Genomic DNA, 23,962 nt, shown 5'->3' on the forward strand with positions numbered 1-23,962 from the left:
TGCGGAGCGGTGCTTCGGCTTCACTGAGCAGCGGCTTGGCAGGCTTGCAAGGCGGCTTGGTCATGCGGGCAGTTCATCAGCAACAGCTTAAAAAGCAATTGACCCAGATGGATTATCGCGGGCCTCGACGCCGGGCAGGTCACAGCCGATCGCGGGATACCCTGTGCTGACCTAAAGAGACCGGATCGTCTCGACGAGACGCTGCAAATCTGTTGGCTTCCCGAGATTCAAAGCGTCGGCGAAGAGGAAGCTCGAGGCTAACCGCGCTTTGTCGTACGCCGTAGTGAGGACATAAGGCACTCCGAGCGTCCTTAGATGGAGTGCTACCGGTGTGACGCTCTCACCGCCGAGATTGAAGTCTAATACCGCTGCATCAGGCCGTTCACCGTCGATCAGTTCCACCGCCTGCGAAACTGTTGCGGCTGGGCCAAGCACCCGAAATCCTCCTGCCTCAAGTGCGTCTTGGAGTTGATGTGCAATAAAAAATTCGTCCTCGACGACCAGCACGGACCGGATGCGTTCTGCCATCTCCCCTCACATCGTGTTTGCTCACTGGCACGGCTCAGAGTTTGCGCCCGCTCTAACTTCTCAGACCGCACATCAGTTCCAGGCTTGTTGTCTCCGAGCAGTTCGTGGCCTATGGCGGCTTCGCATGCCGATCACATCAGGAAGTGATTGAAAGGAATTAGGGTCCGCCGTCGCCAAGCCATCCATCGCGGCGTATAGTGAACGTATGGGTAGCAATGAGACGCCGGCCGAGATGGTTGCAAGGCACGTACTGGAGGGCGAGAAGCACATCGCTGACCAGACCGCTTTGATTGAGCGATTGCGCCTGATGGGTTTACCGACCGAAGACGCTCAGGATCTGTTAGAATACTTCTGCCAGTTGCAGGCCCAGCACGAGAAGCACCTGCGCAGGATCTCAGATGAGTGCGAGCTTGGGCTTCGGGACAAACAGGGCGGTCTCCTCCCACACCAGTAGCCACCAGCAGCAATGAGGCGTCGACGCTAATAGCAGTGACCAGCGGACAATTTCGCTTGCGCTATTGACTCACCACCAGACGTGAACATAATAAGAACATCGGCGAGGCGGCCGCCAATCTGAAAACTGGAGTATGGAGCACGGATATGCGCGAGCAGCCGATGATCGGCGAAGCCATGGTTGATGATGAGATTGCGGAGGTGCTCGCCTATCACCAAGGGGACGCACAAGCAGCGATCGGAACCCTCCTGAATGACATCCGCCATCTTCGTTGGCAGCTGGTTTTGACAGAAGGCGCGATGGGTCGAGGGATCACGCGGGGGTGGCGGCCGAGATGCGACCGAGACTGAACAATGCCGGAAATGAACTATTCCAAAAAGTTGCGCGGCTGGAGTCTGAGCGATGCGGACGAGGCCGGCCAGCTGCTGGAAGTCACCTGCCAATTCTGCAAAACCACCTACCGCTATTTCCCGCGGGATCTGTTGAAGCTGACCAAGAATATCAGCCTCGATCGACTGCCAAGCCGGTTCCGTTGCCAGCGCTGCGATCGGGCAGACTATGTGTCGCTCAAGGAAAGGGCCGGGCATGTTTTCCGCCAGGATCAGAGGCGATCGGCTCGGGCGTACCAAGGGGCATGCCCGTCGCCAATCGCCTCTGCCCTGACAAAAAACTGCTCCGGCAGAACGCTTCAATCTAACCAGGAAAGGCTCTAACTCTCCAGATGCGGCCGGTCTCCTCGCCGCCTATTTTCGCAGGATTTTCTCCATCGCCCTGCCCTTGGCGAGTTCGTCGATCAGTTTGTCCAGGTAGCGGATTTCCCGCATGGTCGTTTCCTGGACCTCTTCCACGCGGACGCCGCAGATCACGCCCGTGATCGACGATCGGCAGGGATTCATCTCAGGTGCTTGCGCAAAGAAATCCTCGAAATTGGTCTTCCTCGCCAACTGGTCGTCCAGGCTCTCTCGGCTATAGCCCGTCAGCCAGCAGATGATTTCGTCGACTTCCGCCTTCGTGCGTCCCTTCTTCTCCGCCTTGGCGACATAGTGGGGATAGACGCTCGCGACGCCGACCGAATAGATGCGATGCTTCGTCATGCGTCCTCCGAGCCGATGGCCGACAATGAGCAACCCTCCTGCGGCGGGGCGCAGGGAACTTGGCTCATGGACGCAAACTCTACAGCGCCGCCGGCCATGACCGCAATTGGCGCAATCCAGCCGAAGCCACTGGTCTGCTGTCGGCCCAGAGCGGCCATGCTTCGATTACGCGCGGATGTGGACAATGAACTTGGGGCAGCCGGACGGTTCGTACGATCGTTTCGCCCGGCCTACGGAAGTTCGATCTCGCCGTCCACCACGTGGTTGAGGCCGGTGCCTTCCGCCGTTAGCGTCATGCGGACCTTCAACGTATTGCCGCCGACCTGCCCCTTGCGCACCGTCTCCTCGATCTTGCGCTGCGACGTGACGCCGACTTCCTTCAGGAACTTGCGGATCGACATGTTGAAGGCGTCTTCGCTCATGGCGGAACTCCTCTATGTGCGGAAGGGATTGTAATGGAAGGTAAATCGTCAAGGAAGCAGCAACGACGCCCTATGCCCCAGAATCTGACGCGAAAAATTTCGGCCACTAGCTCCGCGTTAGGGGCCGCTTCGGGTCGAGACGCGGCATTTGCGATATCTGTGGCAAGGTGGCAGCGACAGATGACCGCTCCCAGCCCATTGCCGCCGGCAGCATTGGCAGTCGGTCGGTGGTGTCTCTGACCTCATTTCTGCTAAAGCTGGGGAGTATCGCCCGCGATGTCACCAACTGCCGAAGTGTGAAGGGCGCAACGGGCTGATGGGCCTCTCGCTCATTGGACCTCTTGAAGGAGGAGCGCTGGGATGAGCACCGACCGGGATACTGTGCGGTCCTATGATGCGGTCGCGGCGGAGTACGCTGCCGAGGCCGCGGTGATGCCCGAATGGGTCGCGACAGAGATCGATGTGTTCGTGACCGAGCTGGGTGGCTCGGGCAGAGTGCTGGAGATCGGAAGCGGCGGCGGGCGAGATGCACTTGAGCTTGAGAAGCGGGGCATCAGCGTCCGGCGCACCGACATTTCGAAGGGTTTCGTCGAACTGCTGCGCGAAAGTGGCTTCAAGGCCGACCTGTTGGACCCGCTGACCGATGACCTGGCCGACCCGCAGCGTCCCGGCATGCCGTATGACGGGATCTGGGCCTGTGCCTGCCTCATTCATGTCGCGCGCGATGATTTCGGCACGGTGCTTGGACGGCTTGCCGAAGCGACCCGGACCGGTGGCCGACTGCACGTCTCGGTCAGGGAGGGTGACGGCGAGGATCTATCCACACACGGCAGTGCTGCAGCACCCCGGCGCTACGTCGAAACGTACTGGCGCGAGCCTGCCCTGCGGTCGGCACTCACAGACGCCGACTGGATTGTCAGCGATGTAATTCCGTACGTCGGAAAACCCCATGATCGGTGGCTGAGCGTTCGGGCGAATCGGGCCTGAGGCAAACAGAACTTCTGGGAATGGCCGGTTGTGGCGCGACCATGAACTCGAGGTAATCACCGGACTGTCGGCTTCCCGGCGAAGGCAAGATCGCCACTGTGGCGACATGCGGACGCATTGCTGACCTTGCGTTCCAGGCGAAGGAATGGCCACCCCTCGTCGGACCTCGGCACCCTCTTCACGTGTTGTTGATCGCGATCTCGCATCGGCTGGTTGCACCGCACACTTTTTGCTGTTCTTTTCGCACCTGCGAACAACTCGCTTCTGTAACCCGCCGGACGAGAGACATTCCTCCCAGTCCGACGTCCGGCCAGAAAGAGGATCCGAACATGGGTGATCTCCTGAAAGGTATCTCCAGTTTTCGCGGCGCGGTTTTTCCCAACCAGTCGGCGCTTTATCGCAAGCTGGCGCGGGAAGGCCAGCAACCACAGGCTCTGATGATATCCTGCGCCGACAGCCGGGTGATGCCCGAAACCATCACGCAGGCCGGTCCCGGCGATCTCTTCGTCTGCCGCAATGCCGGCAATATCGTTCCGCCTTTCTCGACCCTCAACGGCGGCGTATCTTCCGCTATCGAATATGCGATCCTGGCGCTTGGCGTCAGCGACATCGTCGTCTGCGGCCATTCGGATTGCGGAGCAATGAAGGGCCTGTGCCATCCAGAGCTGCTCGAACCGATGCCCAATGTCGCAGCCTGGCTGCGCCACAGCCACGCCGCCCATTCGATCGTCTGCCGGGCCTATCCGGACGACCTTTCCGAAAGTGATCGCGTGCGCGCAGTGGCGATGGAAAACGTCGTCGTTCAGCTCGATCACCTGAAGACGCATCCTTCCGTGGCCGCGAAACTCGCCACCAGCGAGATCACCCTGCATGGCTGGTTCTTCGACATCGAGACCGGCGAAGTCCAGGTCTATGACGGGGCGAAAGCGACCTTCACCGTGCCGCAGGAGGGAGAGCCGCTGCCGGTTGCGGTGACCGGCCGCGATCGGCCGCATGTCATGCCGCAAATCGCAGCAATGCTTGCCGCGGAGTAGCGCCATGACAGCAATCAGCTCCGCCTTTTCGCGCGACCTCGCCTCGTCGCTGGTCGTCTTTCTCGTCGCCATCCCACTGTGCCTGGGGATCGCCATCGCCTCCGGCGTGCCGGCGTCGATGGGCCTGATCTCCGGCATCATCGGCGGCATCGTCGTCGGCGTCCTGTCGGGCTCGCCGCTGCAGGTCTCCGGGCCTGCCGCCGGACTTGCCGTCATCGTCTTCGGCTTCGTCGAGGAATACGGCGTCGCCATGCTCGCCCCCGTCCTGATCGCCGTCGGTTTCCTGCAGATCGCCGGCGGGTTCCTGCGGGTCGGCTCCTGGTTCCGGGCAATCTCGCCGGCCGTCGTTCACGGCATGCTCGCCGGCATCGGGATCCTGATCATTTTGGGGCAGATTCATGTGCTGATGGATGCCAAGCCCGCTGCCGGCGGGATGGAGAACGTCGCGGCGATGGAGGACAGTCTCGCCCGTCTTTGGGGAACTGGCCTGACGAGCCAGGCAACCGCTTTGAAGGTCGGCCTCATATCCCTGCTGGCAATGGTGTGCTGGGAGAAGTGCCGCCCGAAATCGCTGGCGCTGGTTCCGGGAGCGCTGGTCGGTGTCGCGGCGGCGACGGTACTTGCCGCCGCGTTGCAATTGCCGATCGCGCGCGTCGAAGTCCCCACCTCGCTCGTCGACAGCATCACACTGCCGACCGCGGAAAACTTCGCCCGGTTGCTGGAGCCCGGCGTCATTCTCATGGCGGTGATGATTGCCGTCATCGCGAGTGCCGAAACCCTTCTCTCGGCCGCCGCCGTCGACCGGATGCATGACGGCGTGCGCACCCGGTTCAACAAGGAACTGTTTGCCCAGGGCGTCGGCAACGGGCTCTGCGGCCTGCTCGGCGGATTGCCGATCACCGGCGTCATCGTCCGTTCCTCGGCCAACATTCAGGCCAGCGCACGCACGCGGGCCTCCGCCATCTTCCACGGGATCTGGATATTGGCCCTGGTGGCGCTGGCGCCAAGCCTGTTGACCCTGGTTCCCTTGTCGGCCCTCGCCGCGGTTCTGCTCGTCACCGGATGGCGGTTGATCAGCCTGCGCCATGTCAGACACCTGTTCGAGCATCATGGACTGGTTCCGGTCGGCATCTGGGCGGTGACCGTCGCCATGGTCGTCCTGCAGGACCTGCTGGTCGGCGTGGCACTCGGCCTGGCGCTGTCGATCATCGAGATCGTGCCCTACCTCAGGCGCAAACTCGCGATCAGACACGCCGAGATAGACGAGGAAATCCATGTCCGGCTCGGCGGCGCAGCCACCTGCAAGGATGTGCCCGTTCTGCTCAACACGCTCGAGCAGCTGCCCGAGGGCCGCAAGGTCAAGATTGTCGGCGAGGACCTCCATTACATGGATCACACCAGCGCCGAAACCATCAGCGAATGGCTACGACGCGAGGCAAGGGCCGGTCGGGCCATTGAAATCCATCCGCCGCCGGCGGCACGCCACCCCCGCCTGACACCGCTGTTTCAGCGTTTTGCGACCGAAGTCGCCTGATAGAGACTGGGGAGGGCAACCGCCGCCCTCCCCAATCCACTTCCTGTCCCTCAGGTTTCAAACCGACCGCGGCCACCGCCCCAGCGGCTATCTCACCGGCCAGACAACGAGCAGCGTCGGCACGCTGACCAGGATGATCAATGCCGACAGCGGCAGGCCGAGACGCGGGTAGTCGGAAAACTTGTAGCCGCCGGGTCCGAAGACCAGCGTGTTGCATTGATGGCCGACCGGGGTCAGGAAGTCGCAGCCGGCGCCAATTGCCACCGCCATCAGGAAGGCTTCCGGTCTGAAGCCGAGGCTGGTCGCAAAGCTCGCGGCGATCGGTGCCATGACGAGAACGGTCGCGGCATTGTTGAGAAAGGGTGTAACAGCCATGGCGCTGACCAGGATCAGGCCGAGCGCCCCCCATGCCGGTAGATTCATTGCCACCGCACCCAGCCAGCCGGCGATCAGGTCGCTGCCGCCGGAGGTGCGCAGGGAATCCGAGACGGGAATGAGGGCGGCAAGCATCACCAGGATCGGCCCGTCGACCGCTTTATAGAAATCCGTCAGCGGAATGGCGCGGAAGACGACCATGCCCAGCGCCGCTGCGAAGAAAGCCACCGGAACCGGCGCGAGGCCAATGGCGGTCGTTGCCATGGCGAGGGTCAGCATCAGAAGCGGAATGAAGGCACGGCGCCGGGTGCCGAGCATCACCTCCCGCTGGGCGAGCGGCAACAGGCCAAAATCCTGTAGCAGTGCGGCCAGGCTTGCCCGGCTGCCCTGCAGCAGCAGGACATCGCCGACGCCGAGGGTCAAGCTGCCCAACCGTTCCTTGAGGCGTTCGCCGCGCCGGCTGATCGCCAGAATGTTGACCCCGCGCGTGTAGGAAAGCGCCAGCTCCTTGGCCGAAAGACCGGCGAGGGAGGAGTCCTGGCTGACGATCGCCTCAAGCGAAATAATATGCGTGTCCGGTTGACCCTCTTTCGTCAGCGGCTTGCCGGACAGCTTCAATTTGCCTTGTGATACGATGCGGTCCATTGCCGCCGAGGGACCTTCCAGCATTACAATATCGTCGGAGCGGAGCGTGAGATCAGGAAAGGGCGCCATCCTGGTGCCGCCGCGCAGGACGGCCGTGGCGATGACCTCGCCATCGCCGAGCTTCACGAGGTCGCTCAGTGCCCGCTCCAGCAGCGGCGACTGGCCGGTGATTGCGACTTCGCTGGTGTAATTCTTGATCTCGACGACATCTTCGATGGCGTGGTCCTGCTTGGTGCGGCTCGGCACCAGCCAGTGGAAGAACAACAGAAAGGTAATGCCGACGACGGTCAGGATGGCGCCTGTCGGCGTGAAGTCGAACATGGTGAAGGATTCTCCCGTCATCTCGTGGCGAAGCCGCGATACGACGATGTTCGGCGACGTGCCGACCTGCGTCATCAGTCCGCCGAGCAGGGCAGCGAAGGACATCGGCATCAGGTATTTCGAGGGAGAAGCGCCGGATTTCCTGGCGAACTGAAAGGCGACAGGCATCATGATGGCGAGCGCACCGATATTCTTGATGAACGCCGAAAGCAAGGCCACGGCGATCATCAGGAGCGCGAGCTGGGTATGAAGCGTGTTCAGGTTCGGGAAAAACCGCTTGATCGCGACATCGACGATGCCCGAGCGGGCCACGCCGGCGCTGACGATCAGGGCGCTGCCGACGATGATGACAATGTCATCCGAAAAGCCGGAAAAGGCCTTTTCCGGCGGGACGATCCCCGTCACGACCGCCAGAACCAGCGCGCAACAGGCGACGACATCATAGCGGAAGCGATCCCAGATAAAGACCGCCATCATGAGCCCGATGACAGAAAATGCGATGATCTGCTGTGTCGTCATGCGGACCTGGAAAGCGGCTGGGATGTCGCCGACAACCGAGCGGAAGAAGATAGTCGGGGAACGTCGTTTGCCTGCGCAAGTTCCCTGCCGTCATGATCAACCTCCTGACGGCTCACAGCTGGCTGGCGGTTGGGTCCCGTCGACTCCTGCTCCTCAGCGATGGTTTGGGTCTCCATCAGCAACAAGTCGGCATGTCGAGCATATGCGACAGGCGCGACGGCCTAATGACGACTGCGCCCGAAACTGGATCGGGACGCAGATCGCAAAAGTTTCAGCTTCCGACCGGCTGGGAGGCCGCATACGGCGATGGCTTTGCTCGTGCGGCATTTTGGGTCGTGAAAGACACGACAAGGACGCCCAGACCGAGGAGTGCCGGAACGGATCCGGCGTAGTCGGACGCGTTCAGATGAGCCGATAGCGCCAGCAGCAGGTGAAACAACATTCCGGAGTAGGCGAGATCGCTCAGTCCGACACTGATGCGGGAAAGAATCGCCGCCACTCCGAGCAGTTTGACCGTAATCAGGAGCGGCACCAGATAGCCAGGAAAGCCAAGCTGACCCAACAGTTGTCGCACCGTGTCGCCTTGGGTGAGATAGAAGGTGGCGGACATAAGGTACAACGCCGAAAGAAGCGCGGTGCTGATCCAATAAATGTATTTGCGGGTCATGTTTACGCGGTTCTCCTCAGGACTTCGTTGCCGCGAACACGTTGCGGAAAGAGACAGGCGCACGGCCCGACAGCCGCTCGACATCATGTGTAAGCACATCAAAGTGTCCTTCGACAAAGGTCTTCTTGATGTCCATGATGGCATTGACAACAAGATCGGGCAGCCCGGCCTGGCCTAAGCCGCCACGCAGTTGCTCCTCGGTAATCGAGGCAAACACGATGGCCTTGCCAAGTGCCTCTGAAGCAACGGCGGCGACGTCATGCCCTGTTAGCGCATCTGGTCCCGTCAGATTGTAGATCGCGCCCGCGTGACCTTCGCACAATACGGCTCCTGCTGTCGCTGCGGCCACGTCGTTGCGCGAGACATAGGCGACGCGATCTTCGCCAAGTCCAGCGAGCATTCCTTGGCTCTGTGACATCATGACCTCGTCGATCATGGACTGTGCAAAGTAATTCATGCGCAGGATCGTCCAGTGTGGAGCTGACCTGATCAGATGCTGTTCGGCTGTCCAGTAGGACTCGCCGAGTGCAGGAATGGCAGCCTCGCGTGTGCCTGCCGCCGACAGCAGGACGATATGCTGCACACCTGACTTCACGGCCACGTCGATGGCGGACTTGAGCTGTGCACCGCGCACGCCCGGACGTAGGTCTGCGCTTGGGATCAGCACCAGACGGTCGAGCCCGGCATAGGCGTCCTGAAGCGTCTCTGGCTGGTCATAGTCACCCTTGCGAGCCTCGACCCCGCTACCTGCCTTCTCCGGCGAGCGGGAAATGGCGACGATTTGGTGGCCGCCTCCGCGTGAGCTGAGTTCTTCGATGATGGCCGCACCCAGTTTCCCACTTGCGCCGTTGATGCCGATCTTCATGTCGTCGTCCTCTTCTGTTAACGAACAAAATGTACGTGACGATATGATCGATATCGGGTACATGCACAAGAATGCACACGAAAGTGCGCCACGCACAGGGATGTGCGTGCCTCGATGGAGTTGCCAATGAACACCGCCGCCGCCACGCAGGCCGGGGACTTGCCTGCGAGCGAAGATCACAACAACTGCCGTGCGCTCGGCCAGATTCTTGATCGCATTGGCGACAAGTGGACCATCATGGTTGTCGGAGTGCTGTCACGGGGACCGTTGCGCTTCAACCAGATGATGCGCGAGATCGGCGGCGTGTCTCACCGGATGCTGACCCTCACTCTCCGCAGTCTTGAGCGCGATGGATTGGTGTCGCGCACGGCCTATGCCACCATCCCGCCGAAGGTGGAATATGCTCTCACCGACGCCGGGCGTTCGCTGATCGAGCCATTGCGAGTACTCAGCGATTGGGCAATCGACAATCGCCCTGTGATCGAGAAGGCTCGGGCGGACTTCGACAACCGCTAGAGCTTTTCCAGCTTAGCTTGAAGCATTCTGCCGGAGCAGATTTCGTCGGGGCAGAGGCAATTGGCGACGGGCATACCTCCAGGTACGTCCGAGCCGGTCGCCTCTGATCATGGCGGAAACATGCCCGGCCCTCCGGCCGCACCGCTTCGCCGTGGCGAAGCGATCAGTGCGTCCGGCGATTGTCAGTCTTGCAGATTTGCCGGGCAATCTGCGGGAGGGGCGCCGAGGCGGATGGCTGTAGCGCAACCGCCATGTTCAATGATCCCCGCGCCATTTCGGTGCTTCATTCCGCCGGCAGCGGCAGGTCTCAGCCGTCACGCCCCCTCACCGCCCAGGAAGCAGTATCGTGATCGGGGTGCTGGTTGTTACTCGCCTTGATCGCCGCCGCCCAGTCGGCGCCGTTGGTTTCGGTCGCACCGGTATTTTCCAGGCCGGTGATCGTATCGAACCACGTCACCATGTTTTCGGTGCAGGTGTTGGCCAGCGGCGGGAAGGCGTTGGGATCGTCAAGCGAACCGATCAACAGGTTGGTGCGGCCGTTCTCCAGGTGATGGAAAAACAAGGGCGTGCCGCAATTGGCGCAGAAGCCGCGCTCGACAAGCTCCGAGCTCTTCCAGACGCTCGGCTTGCCGCGTGTCCAGGTCAGCGCATCATCGGGCGCGGCGACGAGCGCGGCAAAGATGCTGCCCGAGGCTTTCTGGCACATGCGGCAATGGCAGAGATGCGAATTGTCGAACATGACGCTTGCGTGGTAGCGCACGGCGCCGCACTGGCAGCCGCCGCTCACTTCCCTCTCGATCCGCTGCATTTTTCGTCTCCTGCAAGAAGCGGGTTTGGCCGCAACTCTTTTAGGTTGTCGTCTTCCGATCGTCCAGCTCCATCGCCTGCGTCGACACGGATTTGTCCGCCAACCATCGAAGCTCTTCGTTCGCGTTTTCTGGGAACAGAGTTCCCGCAGCAGGCCCCAACCTTTTTCCGCGCACCGCACCACGCCGTCGGAGGTGGGGAATCTTCCATGTCGATAAACGGAAAGTGCGGACAATTCGGACGCCGGCGCAAATAATCATATGAATTGTCGAACGAGTTTATCCACAATCAACTTTAACTCTATTGTATAGGTAGCACCATTTTATGCATCTTCTGGGTTACTATTTGGAAAAATATAATATAGCTTGCAGATGGGGCATGTTTATTCCGCGCTTTCTTCGGCGACGTGGTGGGGCACCCAGATTGGAAATAGTAATTGGGCGGCGAACACTTTCGTCGTTCGGAGTATCACTGGGGGGAATTGTAAATGGCGACTACGACAGTTTCAGGCACGACCGTCACGTTTTCGAATTCAGGTGCGGCAGCCAATCTGACACAATCCGGCACCGAGGACGGCAGCCTTCAGTTCACGTTCGACGTGCTGGGCGCAAGCGGCGGCGGCGTGAAGACGACGATCTATTCGGTGGATGACGGCGTCAAGAACGATGACGGAGGGGCAGCGATCATCGTCACCAACAAGGCGTTTGTCGATTACAACAAGGACCTGCTGATGCAGGACGGCGTGGGCATTAGCTTCAGCCAAACCAGCCAGATGGGAGCAACATTCTGGATCGGCAGTGACAACAAGATCCATTATGACGCAGCCGGTCTAAGCGCGCAGATCAACGCGCTCGATGCCGGAGAAACCTTCACCGACACGATCCAGTACACGATCAAGATGTCGAACGGCACGCTCAGCGTCGGCACGCTGACGGTTGTGATCAACGGCATCAACGACGCCCCCGTCCTCAGCGGCAACCCAGCGACGCTCGCGGCAGGCGCCGAGGACACGCCCTACACGATCAGCACCGCCGACCTGCTGGCCGGCTTCACTGATGTCGACGGCGACCAGCTGTCGGTCTCCGGCCTCACCGCCAATCACGGCGCCCTGGTCGACAACAACGACGGCACCTGGACCTTCACGCCTGATGCCAACTACAACGGCCCGGTCAGCCTCAGCTACACCGTCACCGACGGCCATGGCGGCAGTGTCCCGGCAACTCAGAGCTTGACGCTGGCGGCCGTCAACGACGCCCCTGTTCTCAGCGGCAATGCGGCGACGCTGGTCGCAGGCACCGAGGACACGCCCTACACCTTCAGCACCGCCGACCTGCTGGCCGGCTTTACCGATGTCGACGGCGACCAGCTGTCGGTCTCCGGCCTCACCGCCGACCATGGCGCCCTCATCGACAACAATGACGGCAGCTGGACCTTCACGGCTGATGCCAACTACAACGGCCCGGTCAGCCTGAGCTACAGCGTCACCGATGGCAATGGCGGCAGTGTGCCGGCAAGCCAGAGCTTCACGCTTGATGCCGTCAACGATGCACCGGCTCTCAGCGGCAATGCGGCGACGCTGGCGGCAGGCACCGAGGACACGGCCTACACCTTCAGCACCGCCGACCTGCTTGCCGGCTTCACCGATGTCGACGGCGATCAGTTGTCGGTCGCCGGCCTCACCGCCGACCAAGGCGCGCTCATCGACAACAATGACGGCAGTTGGACCTTCACGCCTGATGCCAACTACAACGGTCCGGTCAGCCTCAGCTACACCGTCACCGACGGCAATGGCGGCAGTGTCCCGGCGACCCAGAGCTTCACGCTTGATGCCGTCAACGATGCACCGGTTCTCAGCGGCAATGCGGCGACGCTGGTCGCAGGCACCGAGGACACGGCCTACACCTTCAGCACCGCCGACCTGCTTGCCGGCTTCACCGATGTCGACGGCGACCAGCTGTCGGTTGCCGGCCTCACCGCCGACCATGGCGCCCTGGTCGACAACAATGACGGCAGCTGGAGCTTCACGCCTGATGCCAACTACAACGGCCCGGTCAGCCTGAGCTACAGCGTCACCGATGGAAACGGCGGCAGTGTCGGGGCAAGCCAGAGCTTCACGCTTGATGCGGTCAACGATGCACCGGTCCTCAGCGGCAACCCAGCAACGCTGGCGGCGGGCAGCGAGGACACGCCCTACACGTTCAGCAGCGCCGACCTGCTGGCCGGCTTCACTGATGTCGACGGCGACCAGCTGTCGGTCTCCGGCCTCACCGCCGATCATGGCGCGCTCATCGACAATAATGACGGCAGCTGGACCTTCACGCCTGATGCCAACTACAACGGCCCGGTCAGCCTCAGCTACAGCGTCACCGACGGCAATGGCGGCAGTGTGCCGGCAAGCCAGAGCTTCACGCTGACGGCGGTCAACGATGCTCCGGTTCTCAGCGGCAATGCGGCAACGCTTTCGGCAGGCACCGAGGACACGCCCTACACCTTCAGCACCGCCGACCTGCTGGCCGGCTTTACCGATGTCGACGGCGACCAGCTGTCGGTCTCCGGCCTCACCGCCGACCATGGCGCGCTCATCGACAACAATGACGGCAGCTGGACCTTCACGGCTGATGCCAACTACAACGGCCCGGTCAGCCTGAGCTACAGCGTCACCGATGGCAATGGCGGCAGTGTGCCGGCAAGCCAGAGCTTCACGCTTGATGCCGTCAACGATGCACCGGCTCTCAGCGGCAATGCGGCGACGCTGGCGGCAGGCACCGAGGACACGGCCTACACCTTCAGCACCGCCGACCTGCTTGCCGGCTTCACCGATGTCGACGGCGATCAGTTGTCGGTCGCCGGCCTCACCGCCGACCAAGGCGCGCTCATCGACAACAATGACGGCAGTTGGACCTTCACGCCCGATGCCAACTACAACGGCCCGGTCAGCCTGAGCTACTCCGTCACCGACGGCAACGGCGGCAGTGTCCCGGCAACGCAGAGCTTCACGCTGGCGTCGGTCAACGACGCGCCGGTCCTCAGTGGCAATGCGGCGACGCTGGCGGCAGGCAGCGAGGACACGCCCTATACGTTCAGCTCCGCCGACCTGCTGGCCGGCTTCACCGATGTCGACGGCGATCAGCTGTCGGTCACCGGCCTCACCGCCGACCATGGCGCCCTCATCGACAACAATGACGGCACCTGGACCTTCACGCCTGATGCCAACTACAACGGCCCGGTCAACCTCAGCTACACCGTCACCGACGGCAATGGCGGCAGTGTGCCGGCAACGCAGAGCTTCACGCTTGATGCGGTCAATGATGCACCGGTCCTCAGCGGCAATGCGGCGACGCTTTCGGCAGGCACCGAGGACACGGCCTACACGTTCAGCAGCGCCGACCTGCTGGCCGGCTTTACCGATGTCGACGGCGATCAGCTGTCGGTCTCCGGCCTCACCGCCAATCATGGCGCCCTCATCGACAACAATGACGGCACCTGGAGCTTCACGCCTGATGCCAACTACAACGGCCCGGTCAGCCTCAGCTACACCGTCACCGACGGCAACGGCGGCAGTGTGCCGGCAACGCAGAGCTTCACGCTTGATGCGGTCAACGACGCCCCTGTTCTCAGCGGCAATGCGGCAACGCTTTCAGCGGGCACCGAGGACACGGCCTACACATTCAGCACCGCCGACCTGCTGGCCGGCTTCACTGATGTCGACGGCGACCAGCTCTCGGTCGCCGGCCTCACCGCCAATCATGGCGCGCTCATCGACAATAATGACGGCACCTGGACATTCACGCCGGCCGAAAACTACAACGGCCCGGTCAGCCTCAGCTACACCGTCACCGACGGCAATGGCGGCAGTGTCCCGGCGACCCAGAGCTTCACGCTTGATGCCGTCAACGATGCACCGGTTCTCAGCGGCAATGCGGCGACGCTGGCGGCGGGCAGCGAGGACACGCCCTACACGTTCAGCAGCGCCGACCTGCTGGCCGGCTTCACTGATGTCGACGGCGACCAGCTGTCGGTCTCCGGCCTCACCGCCGATCATGGCGCGCTCATCGACAATAATGACGGCAGCTGGACCTTCATGCCTGATGCCAACTACAACGGCCCGGTCAGCCTCAGCTACACCGTCACCGACGGCAATGGCGGCAGTGTGCCGGCAAGCCAGAGCTTCACGCTGGATGCGGTCAACGATGCGCCGACGGCGGTTGTGTTGTCGAACACAGTGACGTCGACGCCCGAAAATGGGGGCGTGATCAAAGTTGCCGATATCGCGGTCACGGATGTCGATTCCGGCAATAACGTATTGTCGCTGTCTGGAAGTGACGCCGCCTCATTCACGATCCTGAACGGCGCGCTGTACTTCAACGGTGGCGCGGACTTCGAAGCGAAGGCCGGCTACGACGTGACCGTTAGTGTGAATGACGCAACGGTTGGCGGCACGCCGGACGCCTCGCATAACTTCCATCTCGGCATCACCGACGTGATCGAAAGCGACAGCGATACGAGCAATGACCACGATACGGACACGGCGAACGCCACGACGACAAATTGGGGCGAAACCAACGGTGTCGATACCAAGGTCGGAAATGCGGGTGACAATACGATCAGCGGCGGCAACTCTGGTGATATCCTCTATGGCCAGGCAGGTAACGACACGCTGAATGGAAATAACGGGGCCGATAAGCTCTACGGCCAGGCCGGTAACGACATACTGATCGGAAGCCAAGGCCTGGACACGTTGTACGGCGGCTCCGGCAACGACACGCTCAGTGGCAGCGGCGAGCAGGATGACCTTTGGGGTGGCTCCGGCAATGACACATTTGTGTTTATCTCCACGGGCGACAGCACGTCCGTCTCCCCGGACACGATCCGTGACTTCCACCATGGGTTTGACAAGATCGATGTGAGCGGGCTCGACGCCTACACGGTCAATCCCAGCACGCCGGGTGATCAAGCCTTCGCCTGGGGTGGAACAACGGTGACGGCCCACGGTGCCTGGTACACGGAAAGCGGCGGCAACACGATCCTTCACTTCGATACCAACGGGGACGCGAATACCGACGAAGCGACGATCGTCTTGACAGGCACAAACCTGGGCTTGACGGATTCGGACTTCCTCCTCTGATCAAAAGGGCGGCCAGCTTTCGGCCATCTCGCCACCGCGGCGGTTTCATCGCGGTGGCGGGCCTGCAGCCGATCTTTTCGATCGGCACGACGGAAGCACGGGTAAAAGCCGCCTGCGGTACTTGAAAGAAGAAGTATCATGTTTGCTTTCCTGAACCTCAGCGTTTTCGGCGGTCTTGTTGCCGCGAGCTTCGTCATCAACCTGCTGGCGCTGACCTCGCCGCTGTTCATGCTGCAGATCTACGACCGGGTTCTGGCGAGCGGAAGCGTTCCGACGCTGGTCGGCCTCGGTGTTCTCGCGCTCTGGCTTTACGGTTTTCAGGCGGCGCTCGACATCCTTCGCCAGCGCATCCTGCTGCGCATCGGCGAGCGCTTCGACCGGGAGCTTTCCGACCGGGTGCATGCGGCGGTGACGCGCCTGCCGCTCATCGCCCGCATGCCCGGCGACGGCCTGCAGCCGCTGCGCGATCTCGATAATGTGCGCGGTTTCCTGTCGGGCGCCGGCCCGACGGCGCTCTTCGACCTTCCGTGGATCCCGCTCTATCTCGCCATCTGCTTCATCTTCCATTTCTGGCTCGGCATGACGGCGCTTGCCGGGGCGATCGTGCTGGTGTCGCTGACGCTGCTGACGAACATGCTTTCGCAGAAGGTAATCAAGGAGGCGACGGCCCACAACATTGCCCGCAACGGGCTGATGGAAGCCGCTCGCCGCAATGCTGAGGTCGTCCATGCGATGGGTCTTTCGCGCCGGATCGGCGCGCGCTGGCAGAAAGCCAATTCCGATTATCTCAAGGCGAACCGCCGGGCGGGCGATGTCACGGGCGGCCTTGGCGGCCTTGCCAAGGCGCTGCGCGCCATCCTGCAATCAACGATGCTCGGCGTTGGCGCATGGCTGGTCATCGATCAGGTCGCGACGCCCGGCGTGATGATCGCCGCTTCGATCATGATGGGCCGTGCGCTTGCTCCGGTCGATCTCGCCATTGCCAACTGGAAGCCCTTCCTTATGGCGCGGCAGAGCTGGGCCCGGCTGCAGGAGATGCTGAAGACGGTGCCGGAACAGCCGAGCGCCTTGCCGCTGCCGAAGCCGGTGCGGGAACTGCGCGCCGAAGAGCTCACCATCATTCCTCCGGGCGAACGCAGGCCGAATGTCGCCGGCGTCGGCTTTGTCATGCAGCGCGGAACCGCACTCGGCATCATCGGGCCGTCCGGCTCCGGCAAGTCGAGCCTCGCAAGGGTGCTGGTCGGGGCATGGGCGCCGGCGGCCGGGAATGTCCGCCTTGACGGGGCGAGCCTCGACCATTGGGACAAGGAGGCGCTTGGCCGGCATATCGGATATCTGCCGCAGGGCGTCGAACTGTTCGACGGCACGATCGCCGAGAACATCGCCCGCTTCGAGGAGGATCCCGATCCGGAGGCGATCGTGGCAGCGGCGAAAGCGGCGGGCGCGTGCGAATTGATCCTTTCCTTCGGCAAAGGCTATGAGACCCGCATCGGCGAAGGCGGCTCAGCGCTGTCGGCCGGTCAGCGCCAGCGTATCGGCATCGCCCGGGCGCTTTATGGCGATCCCTTCCTCGTGGTGATGGACGAGCCGAACGCCAACCTCGACGCCGAGGGCGAAGCAGCCGTGGTCAGGGCCATCGTCTCGGTGCGCGAGCGCGGCGGCATCGCGATCGTCGTCGCGCACCGGCCGAGCGCGATCAGCGTCTGCGACAAGGTGCTGATGATGGAGGGCGGCCGCCAGCGCGCCTTCGGTCCGAAAGACGAGGTGCTGTCCAAGGTTCTGCAGGTGGCTCCTGCTCCGGCCTCCGCGGCAAGGGGCCGTGCAGAGGCAGGAAACAGGCTCCAGACGAATACGGCGCGCAGACTGCATGGAACGCTTGAAACAAAATGACGATGGGGGACATCCATGACCGGGATTGACAGGGACGGCGGCCTTTCCGCTTCCATTCGCCGGCACTTGCTCGCCAGCCTGGTGATGTGTGGCGGCCTTGTCATCGGCGTTGGCGGCTGGGCATCGTCGACGAACCTTGCCGGCGCCGCGGTGGCGTCCGGCAGTTTCGTGGTCGACTCCTATGTCAAGAAGGTTCAGCATCCGACCGGCGGCGTGGTCGGCGAAATCCTGGTTCACGAGGGCTCGGAGGTGAAAGCCGGCGACGTGGTGCTCAGGCTCGACGCCACGACGACGCGCGCCAATCTGGCGATCGTCACACGGCGGCTGGATGAATTCCAGGCGCGCTTCGCGCGGCTCGGGGCCGAACGCGACGACCTGCCGGTGATCGTCTTCCCTGACAGCCTGCTCGCTCGGCGCGACGATCCCGAAATCGCCGCGATCCTGCGCGGAGAGGAACGGCTCTTCACCATCCGCCGCGAGGCGCTGCGAAGCAAGACGGCGCAATTGCGCGAACGCATTCTTCAGTACCAGCACGAGATCGAGGGCGTGAGGGCGCAGGAGATCGCCTATAGCGAGGGCATCGACGTGCTCGACAGGGAAATCGCCTCCCTCACCTCGCTGCGCATGCAGGGTGCGGTGTCGGACCAGCGGCTCAACAGCCTCAAGACCCAGCGCGCCACCTTCGGCGGCGACCGCGGCGAGCAGATCGCCGCTCAGGCGCAGGCTGCCGGCCGCATCACCGAGACGAACCTGCAGATTCTCCAGGTCGATCAGGATCTGAAGGCCGAGGTCGGACGGGAACTGCGCGATACGCAGGCGCAGATCGGCGAATATATCGAGCGCAAGATTGCCGCCGAGGACGAGCTGAAGCGCACCGACATCGTCGCTCCGCAGTCCGGCATCGTCCATTCGCTGCAGGCGCATACGATCGGCGGCGTCCTGACGCCCGCCGATCCGATCATGCTGATCGTGCCGGAAAATGACAGCCTGGCGCTGGAAGTGCGGCTGGCGCCGAAGGACATCGATCAACTCCAGATCGGCCAGCGGGCGGTGCTGCGCATGTCGGCCTTCAACCAGCGCACCACGCCGGAGCTGAACGGCCATGTAAGCCTCATCGCCGCCGACCTCACCACCGACCAGCGCAGCGGGCTCTCCTACTACCTCGTGCGCATAGCGGTGCCGCCTGAAGAACTGCAGAAGCTGGATGGCCTGACGCTGCTACCGGGCATGCCGGCCGAAGCCTTCATCCAGACCAGCGAGCGTACCGCGCTGTCCTATCTGGTCAAACCGCTCACCGACCAGATCACGCGAGCCTTCAGGGATGAATAGGGCGTCGCAAGGCGCATCTGCCTTGCGGCCTCGCGGCGACCCTCCTGACATGAGCGACCCACTCCGGCAGCTGAAGGTAGTCGTCTTCCGATCATCCAGCCCCGCCGGAGCGGATGCGATTCTGATGCAAGGAGCAGCGTTGGAGCGTGTCCTTCGAGGCTCCGGCCTCTGGCCTGCGCGCCTCAGGATGAGGGAGGCTGGAGCGTGCCGCGCCCTCTCTCCGACCTCATCCTGAGGTGCCCCGCAGGGGCCTCGAAGGACGAGGTCGGCCACCGGCGTTGATGATGAGTGCAAGGAGCAGCGTTGGAGCATGTCCTTCGAGGCTCCGGCCTTTGGCCTGCGCGCCTCAGGATGAGGGAGGTTAGAGGGGGCCGCGCCCTCTCTCCGACCTCATCCTGAGGTGCCCTGCAAGGGCCTCGACGGACGAGGTCGGCCACGGGAGCGGTCTGAACAGTTTCGGCGGATTGATGGCCGCATCGCTTCGCGCGGATACCAGACATTGCGACATGTTGACGAATCGGGGTCGGACCGACATTCTGATTGCGGCGTGGCCTATCGCCTAACCTCCTGGACCTTCCCCAGCATGGTCTTCAACGGAGGCAAAGGGACTTCAGTCTCAGGCCGCTGTCTTGGTCCGATCGTTTCGGGCGGGTTGCTGGGGAACTGCGTTCGGGACGTGAAAGGCCACACAATGACCCGAAACGGAAATCTTAAACGCCGTATACGTGCCCGCGCAGCCAAAACCGGCGAATCCTACACCGCCGCTCTCCAACACATTCGCAAGCCTGAGGACAATCCCTCGATCGGTTCGATGCGGATGGCTGTAGCGCAAACCTCCGTGTTCGATGATCCCCGTGACAGTTCGGCGCTTCATTCCGCCGGAGCGGAGATGCGCCAACTGATGAAGAAAGCCCACAAGGCAGGCGCTCGCCTCATCCACTTTCCGGAAGGCGCCACCTGCTTTCCCAACAAGCGCATCATGTCCGAGAGCGGCCCCCGGGAGATCGGCCCGTCCGATTGGACCCGCTGCCAGTGGGGCGTTCTTCGCGAGGAAGTGGAGGCGACCAGAAAGCTTGCGGGCCAGCTAAAGCTATGGACGGTCTTTGGCTCCGTGCATCAGCTTACCGCGCCGAACCGGCCGCATAACAGCCTCTACGTCATTTCCGATCGCGGCGAACTGGTGACGCGATACGACGAGCGACTGCTGTCGAATACGAAGATTTCCCACATGTATTCACCCGGCAAAATTCCGGTGACGTTCGCGGTGGACGGGTTTCGCTTCGGTTGCTCGCTCGGCATGGAGGTGCACTATCCGGAAATATTCATCGAGTATGAGCGGCATGATGTCGATTGCGTTCTGTTCTCCACCTCAGGCGAGAGACCATCATCGGCCTTCGCCGCCGAAGCACTCGGCCACGCTGCAAGCAATTCATACTGGGTCAGTTTTTCAGCGCATGCGCCGCAGAGCATCGTTGCTCCCGCAGGGATAGCTGCCCCGGATGGTCAATGGGCTGCGCTGTGCCCCACGAATGGCGAAGCCGGAATTGCCGTTGCGGACATACGAACCGATCCGGAGCATCCTGCAAGACCGTGGCGGCGGAAGGCTCGTGCTGACCTTTACGCACCACACCATGTCGAAGGTGATCCAAGGAGCGATAGCCGCAATCTGTTCTGACGAGCAGGTGTGATCAGCGGTGCGCTGATCACACCCGCGGCCGTCATCTCGGCACGGTTGGGGATCTGGACGGTGGAGCCGGTATCGCCGGATGTGGATGACGTCTACATGCACCTCTATCCCGGCCTCGCCCTGTGCACCGCCCTGTCACTTCTTCTCCTCCCAATGGCTTTGCCAGAGGTCGAGCCGGAGCTTCAGCGGATCGGCTCCTACCGTCACGCCGTGATTGGTGAAGTCGATCAGCCTGTCGACGGCCGCGTTATGGTGGGGCCATTTGGGCCGCGAGCCTCCATTGGGGTCACCATTCGCAGCAAACCCCACCCAGTAAGAACTCACCAATGTGGCCATCGCCCAGTCGGCTGGCGTCACTTTGTCTTTCACCAGCGCGTTTGGCATGTCGAAAATATAGGGAATTTCGAAGCCGTGCAGAGCGCCTTTCCATGTCGGATCGTTGCGTAAGGCCTCGGCGACATAGGAGAAACGATACCACCATGTCGGCTGGCCGGTGCGGGCGATCTCGTCGGCGAGGTGGCGGGATGGCTCGACAAGCGTTCTGTCGGCCAGAACCTGCTGCTTCAGTTCATCAAGGCTCTGCTGGCCGGTGGGATCGTAGAGGCTGCGGGCTTCGGCGGCACGGCTTCCGAACAGCGCGAAGAGATCGTCTTTCGTCGCTGCCTGACCGAGACCGAGATCGCGATCATTGACCCCGATCATGACCGGAACGGGCGCCTGACGGCTTGCCGCAAGAGCCGCTTCCGGCGTTTCGAGCAAAAACCGTCCGTCAATCATCGGGCCTGAGATGCCGATGACGGGCTTGCCGGTCGCCATTCCCGCCAGCACCTCCTGCGCCGATGCACCCTCGGTCAGCTTTTCCGCAGGCAGCGCCCGAAGGGCGGTGAGAGCGTCGGCATCGCTGCCGTTGATTCTGAGAGAAGCCGCGTAGTCCAAGGCGGTTTTTTCTGCTTCCTTCAAAGGTGACAAGGGCGTGATTTCAGCACGCGCGGTCGGCAGGCCCGGTGATTGCAGAATGGCGCCCCGGAAAAACCCGCGTGACAATGGCGATATCATATGCGCCATCACCGAGCCGCCACCGGCCGAGGCTCCGAAGATCGTCACTTTCTTCGGATCACCGCCGAAGGCATCGATATTCTGCCGGACCCATTTCAGGGCGGCCAGCTGATCCATGTAACCATAGTTGCCGACCGGCTCGTCAGGGGATTCCTTCATCAGTGCCGGATGGGCAAAATAACCCAATCGCCCCATGCGGTAGTTCATGCTGACGAACACAACTTTCCGGGCGGCAAGCTGGGCACCGGGATACTGAACGGTGTTTCCATGGACAAGAGCGCCGCCGTAAATCCAGACCATCACCGGCATCGGTGTCGGAGGCCGCTTGGCCGGCGTCCAGACATTGAGGGTCAAACAATCCTCTGACATCGGCAGGTCGTCGGTCTGCATGCAGGACGGACCGAAATCGCGGGCATCCCTGATGCCACTCCATGCCTCGATCGGTCTCGGATTGCGCCATCTCAGATCACCAACCGGTGGCGCCGCATAGGGTATGCCCTTGAAGCTGACGACTGTGCCCGACCTCTCACCCTTCAGCATTCCGCTGTCGATCGTCACGATATCGTCCACCGCACCTGATCGTAGCGCGAACACCATCTGACATGATGCGACGACTAAAAAGAGCAGGAACTTGCGACGGCCGTTCATAAACACCGCCACTCTCCACCGCAAAGTTGAGACAGTTTGAGTGCAAAATACTCTCGTAGAGCGGCAACGAAAAGGGTTCGTCCGACCGCAGCGTGACGACGACCCCGCGGTTCCTTTTCGTCTCGGCGGTGAAGGTATGACGGGGGAAGCGAAGATACCTCTGTGAACGGCTGCAATCGGCGCCTGATGCGGCTGATCAGAATATTCCGTCAGTGCGGGAACAAGAAGCTCCGCCGATCGTAAGTATGGTGGGCCGTGCGGAGGTGCTGATAACACAGCCATGCACTTCGATACTCTGTGCGGCCCGCCCCCTCTAAAAACGGGGCCCCTCACCCGATCTCCGCCGCACCTATCAACCTTGCCGCAGCCAAAGCAGCGGCGGCATCAGGCGCAGTGTTTGCGTGGGAGCGCGGTGAAAGCAGCAAGCCCCTCAGCCGCTCGGCCGATCACATGCCCTCTGCCTCACCTCAGCGGATGTCGGTCTCTTCGCTGACGCCGACCCGGTGGCGGTAGACCATTTCCCAGCCTTTCCAGCCGTTGAACAAAAGAAGCGCAACGGCGAGCAGAGACAGAACCAGCCCGGTCGGCACGATGAAATCCGGGCCCTGGACGAGCCGGCGCCAGAGGCTGACGGCCTCGATCAGAACGACGACGACATTGCCGATCATGTGGAGCCAGGCATCGCGCAAGGCGCGGATGCGGGCATCCCCCAAGAAGTCGGTCAGCCCGGCGAGTGCCGCCAGTGCCGCCATGAGGAGGCCGGCTGCGAGCATCCAGTTCGACGCGGCCGGCCAGAACGGATTGTCGGATTGGCTGTGAACGATATCGGTGACCAGCGTTCCGGCGAAGAAGGCGACCGGGAACGGGATCAACATCGGATGAATCGGATGGCCGGCAATGCTCAACGTGCTTTTCGGGTTCATCTGCTGCCTCCGACGGTTTCAGTTGTGCGCTTCCTAACAATCGAAGGCATCGTCGGTTCCCGGCCTGTCGCGGGTGCGCAGGCGCCTACTCTTGCCGACGGCCCTCCTCGACCTCCGTTGCGCTTCTTGCCGATCGCCCTTCCCAACCTCCGTCATTCCAGGCCTTGAGCCTGGAATCCATGGCCGTAGTCGACGAGGCCGGCATGGGTCCTCGGGTCAAGCCCGAGGACGACGGAGGGTGGGATGAGTTTCGTGGCAAATCCAGCGGTGGTGAGGGGAATAGCAGGAGCGTTGCACCTCTTGCAGATCGCCCTCCGCAACCTCCGTTGCGCCTCTTGCCGATCGCCTCCCCGATCTCCGTCATTCCAGGCCTTGAGCCTGGAATCCATAGCCGCAGCCGAGGAGGCCAGCATGGGTCCTCGGGTCAAGCCCCATAGGCGCTAACTTAGTCTTGACGATGGTGATCGCGAGTGATTCACCTTGGTCATGAGCGATTCGTTACAAGCACTGGATTGGGGTGAGCTGGTCGAACGACT

At 62.1% G+C, this 23,962-nt stretch carries 19 protein-coding genes; 10 read left to right on the forward strand and 9 right to left on the reverse strand.

Annotated elements, in window-relative coordinates:
* Positions 1–171 precede the first annotated feature (171 nt).
* Positions 172–528, reverse strand: coding sequence for a response regulator (locus tag EFR00_RS31095; protein ID WP_077989450.1), 357 nt, complete (start codon positions 526–528; stop codon positions 172–174).
* A gap of 600 nt (positions 529–1,128) precedes the next feature.
* On the opposite strand from EFR00_RS31095, the gene EFR00_RS31105 reads away from it, so the two are divergent.
* On the forward strand, positions 1,129–1,332 hold the full coding sequence (locus EFR00_RS31105) for a hypothetical protein (RefSeq protein WP_077989449.1): 204 nt from the start codon (positions 1,129–1,131) through the stop codon (positions 1,330–1,332).
* Between the two features lie 3 nt (positions 1,333–1,335).
* On the forward strand, positions 1,336–1,695 hold the full coding sequence (locus tag EFR00_RS33780) for a hypothetical protein (RefSeq protein ID WP_225888080.1): 360 nt from the start codon (positions 1,336–1,338) through the stop codon (positions 1,693–1,695).
* A gap of 30 nt (positions 1,696–1,725) precedes the next feature.
* Here the strand turns inward: EFR00_RS33780 and EFR00_RS31115 are convergent, their stop codons facing one another.
* Positions 1,726–2,076: a DUF2200 domain-containing protein gene (locus EFR00_RS31115; RefSeq protein ID WP_077989448.1), complete on the reverse strand. Its 351-nt coding sequence runs from the start codon at positions 2,074–2,076 to the stop codon at positions 1,726–1,728.
* 230 nt (positions 2,077–2,306) lie between these two features.
* On the reverse strand, positions 2,307–2,498 hold the full coding sequence (locus EFR00_RS31120) for a DUF6494 family protein (protein ID WP_020920657.1): 192 nt from the start codon (positions 2,496–2,498) through the stop codon (positions 2,307–2,309).
* A gap of 360 nt (positions 2,499–2,858) precedes the next feature.
* On the opposite strand from EFR00_RS31120, the gene EFR00_RS31125 reads away from it, so the two are divergent.
* The 3 genes from EFR00_RS31125 to EFR00_RS31135 all read left to right on the forward strand — a co-directional run bounded on the left by EFR00_RS31125 (position 2,859) and on the right by EFR00_RS31135 (position 6,053).
* Positions 2,859–3,485, forward strand: coding sequence for a class I SAM-dependent methyltransferase (locus EFR00_RS31125; RefSeq protein WP_077989447.1), 627 nt, complete (start codon positions 2,859–2,861; stop codon positions 3,483–3,485).
* Positions 3,486–3,814: 329 nt separating this feature from the next.
* Positions 3,815–4,519, forward strand: coding sequence for a carbonic anhydrase (locus tag EFR00_RS31130; protein WP_010058543.1), 705 nt, complete (start codon positions 3,815–3,817; stop codon positions 4,517–4,519).
* Between the two features lie 4 nt (positions 4,520–4,523).
* Positions 4,524–6,053 (forward strand): SulP family inorganic anion transporter, encoded by a 1,530-nt coding sequence (locus tag EFR00_RS31135; protein ID WP_077989446.1) that lies wholly within the window; start codon positions 4,524–4,526, stop codon positions 6,051–6,053.
* A gap of 87 nt (positions 6,054–6,140) precedes the next feature.
* Here EFR00_RS31135 and EFR00_RS31140 read toward each other — a convergent pair whose 3' ends face one another.
* The 3 genes from EFR00_RS31140 to EFR00_RS31150 form a co-directional block, all read right to left on the reverse strand.
* Positions 6,141–7,913 (reverse strand): SLC13 family permease, encoded by a 1,773-nt coding sequence (locus tag EFR00_RS31140; RefSeq protein WP_077989445.1) that lies wholly within the window; start codon positions 7,911–7,913, stop codon positions 6,141–6,143.
* A gap of 271 nt (positions 7,914–8,184) precedes the next feature.
* Positions 8,185–8,580 (reverse strand): DoxX family protein, encoded by a 396-nt coding sequence (locus tag EFR00_RS31145; RefSeq protein WP_077989444.1) that lies wholly within the window; start codon positions 8,578–8,580, stop codon positions 8,185–8,187.
* 16 nt (positions 8,581–8,596) lie between these two features.
* Positions 8,597–9,445 (reverse strand): SDR family oxidoreductase, encoded by an 849-nt coding sequence (locus EFR00_RS31150; protein WP_077989443.1) that lies wholly within the window; start codon positions 9,443–9,445, stop codon positions 8,597–8,599.
* Between the two features lie 126 nt (positions 9,446–9,571).
* Between EFR00_RS31150 and EFR00_RS31155 the strand changes: the two genes are divergently transcribed.
* On the forward strand, positions 9,572–9,961 hold the full coding sequence (locus tag EFR00_RS31155; protein WP_051649832.1) for a winged helix-turn-helix transcriptional regulator: 390 nt from the start codon (positions 9,572–9,574) through the stop codon (positions 9,959–9,961).
* 307 nt (positions 9,962–10,268) lie between these two features.
* Here EFR00_RS31155 and EFR00_RS31160 read toward each other — a convergent pair whose 3' ends face one another.
* On the reverse strand, positions 10,269–10,769 hold the full coding sequence (locus EFR00_RS31160) for a GFA family protein (RefSeq protein WP_077989441.1): 501 nt from the start codon (positions 10,767–10,769) through the stop codon (positions 10,269–10,271).
* A 486-nt stretch (positions 10,770–11,255) separates the two neighbouring features.
* Here EFR00_RS31160 and EFR00_RS31165 point away from each other — a divergent pair, with 486 nt between their 5' ends.
* The 4 genes from EFR00_RS31165 to EFR00_RS31180 all read left to right on the forward strand — a co-directional run bounded on the left by EFR00_RS31165 (position 11,256) and on the right by EFR00_RS31180 (position 20,787).
* Complete coding sequence (locus EFR00_RS31165; protein WP_125864894.1) at positions 11,256–15,893, forward strand: cadherin-like domain-containing protein; 4,638 nt, start codon at positions 11,256–11,258, stop codon at positions 15,891–15,893.
* A 138-nt stretch (positions 15,894–16,031) separates the two neighbouring features.
* Positions 16,032–17,783: a type I secretion system permease/ATPase gene (locus EFR00_RS31170; protein WP_052272551.1), complete on the forward strand. Its 1,752-nt coding sequence runs from the start codon at positions 16,032–16,034 to the stop codon at positions 17,781–17,783.
* Between the two features lie 15 nt (positions 17,784–17,798).
* Positions 17,799–19,112, forward strand: a complete 1,314-nt coding sequence (locus EFR00_RS31175; protein WP_039618400.1) for an HlyD family type I secretion periplasmic adaptor subunit — start codon at positions 17,799–17,801, stop codon at positions 19,110–19,112.
* Positions 19,113–19,803: 691 nt separating this feature from the next.
* Positions 19,804–20,787, forward strand: a complete 984-nt coding sequence (locus tag EFR00_RS31180) for a carbon-nitrogen hydrolase family protein (RefSeq protein WP_125864896.1) — start codon at positions 19,804–19,806, stop codon at positions 20,785–20,787.
* 147 nt (positions 20,788–20,934) lie between these two features.
* Here EFR00_RS31180 and EFR00_RS31185 read toward each other — a convergent pair whose 3' ends face one another.
* Positions 20,935–22,509 carry a carboxylesterase/lipase family protein gene (locus EFR00_RS31185; RefSeq protein WP_039618396.1) on the reverse strand — a complete coding sequence of 525 codons (1,575 nt, stop codon included), beginning with the start codon at positions 22,507–22,509 and terminating at the stop codon, positions 20,935–20,937.
* Between the two features lie 461 nt (positions 22,510–22,970).
* Positions 22,971–23,426 (reverse strand): DUF2231 domain-containing protein, encoded by a 456-nt coding sequence (locus EFR00_RS31190; RefSeq protein ID WP_039618394.1) that lies wholly within the window; start codon positions 23,424–23,426, stop codon positions 22,971–22,973.
* Positions 23,427–23,962: the final 536 nt, after the last annotated feature.

The sequence above is a fragment of the Rhizobium sophoriradicis genome, from assembly GCF_003939025.1.
Classification (GTDB): domain Bacteria; phylum Pseudomonadota; class Alphaproteobacteria; order Rhizobiales; family Rhizobiaceae; genus Rhizobium; species Rhizobium sophoriradicis.

What these genes read in the sequence shown, in the direction of transcription:
- EFR00_RS31145 (WP_077989444.1), bottom strand. Translation starts at nt 8,580, where the DNA reads ATGACCCGCAAATACATTTATTGGATCAGCACCGCGCTTCTTTCGGCG.
- EFR00_RS31125 (WP_077989447.1), top strand. Translation starts at nt 2,859, where the DNA reads ATGAGCACCGACCGGGATACTGTGCGGTCCTATGATGCGGTCGCGGCG.
- EFR00_RS33780 (WP_225888080.1), top strand. Translation starts at nt 1,336, where the DNA reads ATGCCGGAAATGAACTATTCCAAAAAGTTGCGCGGCTGGAGTCTGAGC.
- EFR00_RS31155 (WP_051649832.1), top strand. Translation starts at nt 9,572, where the DNA reads ATGAACACCGCCGCCGCCACGCAGGCCGGGGACTTGCCTGCGAGCGAA.
- EFR00_RS31190 (WP_039618394.1), bottom strand. Translation starts at nt 23,426, where the DNA reads ATGAACCCGAAAAGCACGTTGAGCATTGCCGGCCATCCGATTCATCCG.
- EFR00_RS31140 (WP_077989445.1), bottom strand. Translation starts at nt 7,913, where the DNA reads ATGACGACACAGCAGATCATCGCATTTTCTGTCATCGGGCTCATGATG.
- EFR00_RS31105 (WP_077989449.1), top strand. Translation starts at nt 1,129, where the DNA reads ATGCGCGAGCAGCCGATGATCGGCGAAGCCATGGTTGATGATGAGATT.
- EFR00_RS31160 (WP_077989441.1), bottom strand. Translation starts at nt 10,769, where the DNA reads ATGCAGCGGATCGAGAGGGAAGTGAGCGGCGGCTGCCAGTGCGGCGCC.
- EFR00_RS31170 (WP_052272551.1), top strand. Translation starts at nt 16,032, where the DNA reads ATGTTTGCTTTCCTGAACCTCAGCGTTTTCGGCGGTCTTGTTGCCGCG.
- EFR00_RS31095 (WP_077989450.1), bottom strand. Translation starts at nt 528, where the DNA reads ATGGCAGAACGCATCCGGTCCGTGCTGGTCGTCGAGGACGAATTTTTT.
- EFR00_RS31180 (WP_125864896.1), top strand. Translation starts at nt 19,804, where the DNA reads ATGACCCGAAACGGAAATCTTAAACGCCGTATACGTGCCCGCGCAGCC.
- EFR00_RS31135 (WP_077989446.1), top strand. Translation starts at nt 4,524, where the DNA reads ATGACAGCAATCAGCTCCGCCTTTTCGCGCGACCTCGCCTCGTCGCTG.
- EFR00_RS31120 (WP_020920657.1), bottom strand. Translation starts at nt 2,498, where the DNA reads ATGAGCGAAGACGCCTTCAACATGTCGATCCGCAAGTTCCTGAAGGAA.
- EFR00_RS31165 (WP_125864894.1), top strand. Translation starts at nt 11,256, where the DNA reads ATGGCGACTACGACAGTTTCAGGCACGACCGTCACGTTTTCGAATTCA.
- EFR00_RS31130 (WP_010058543.1), top strand. Translation starts at nt 3,815, where the DNA reads ATGGGTGATCTCCTGAAAGGTATCTCCAGTTTTCGCGGCGCGGTTTTT.
- EFR00_RS31150 (WP_077989443.1), bottom strand. Translation starts at nt 9,445, where the DNA reads ATGAAGATCGGCATCAACGGCGCAAGTGGGAAACTGGGTGCGGCCATC.
- EFR00_RS31115 (WP_077989448.1), bottom strand. Translation starts at nt 2,076, where the DNA reads ATGACGAAGCATCGCATCTATTCGGTCGGCGTCGCGAGCGTCTATCCC.
- EFR00_RS31175 (WP_039618400.1), top strand. Translation starts at nt 17,799, where the DNA reads ATGACCGGGATTGACAGGGACGGCGGCCTTTCCGCTTCCATTCGCCGG.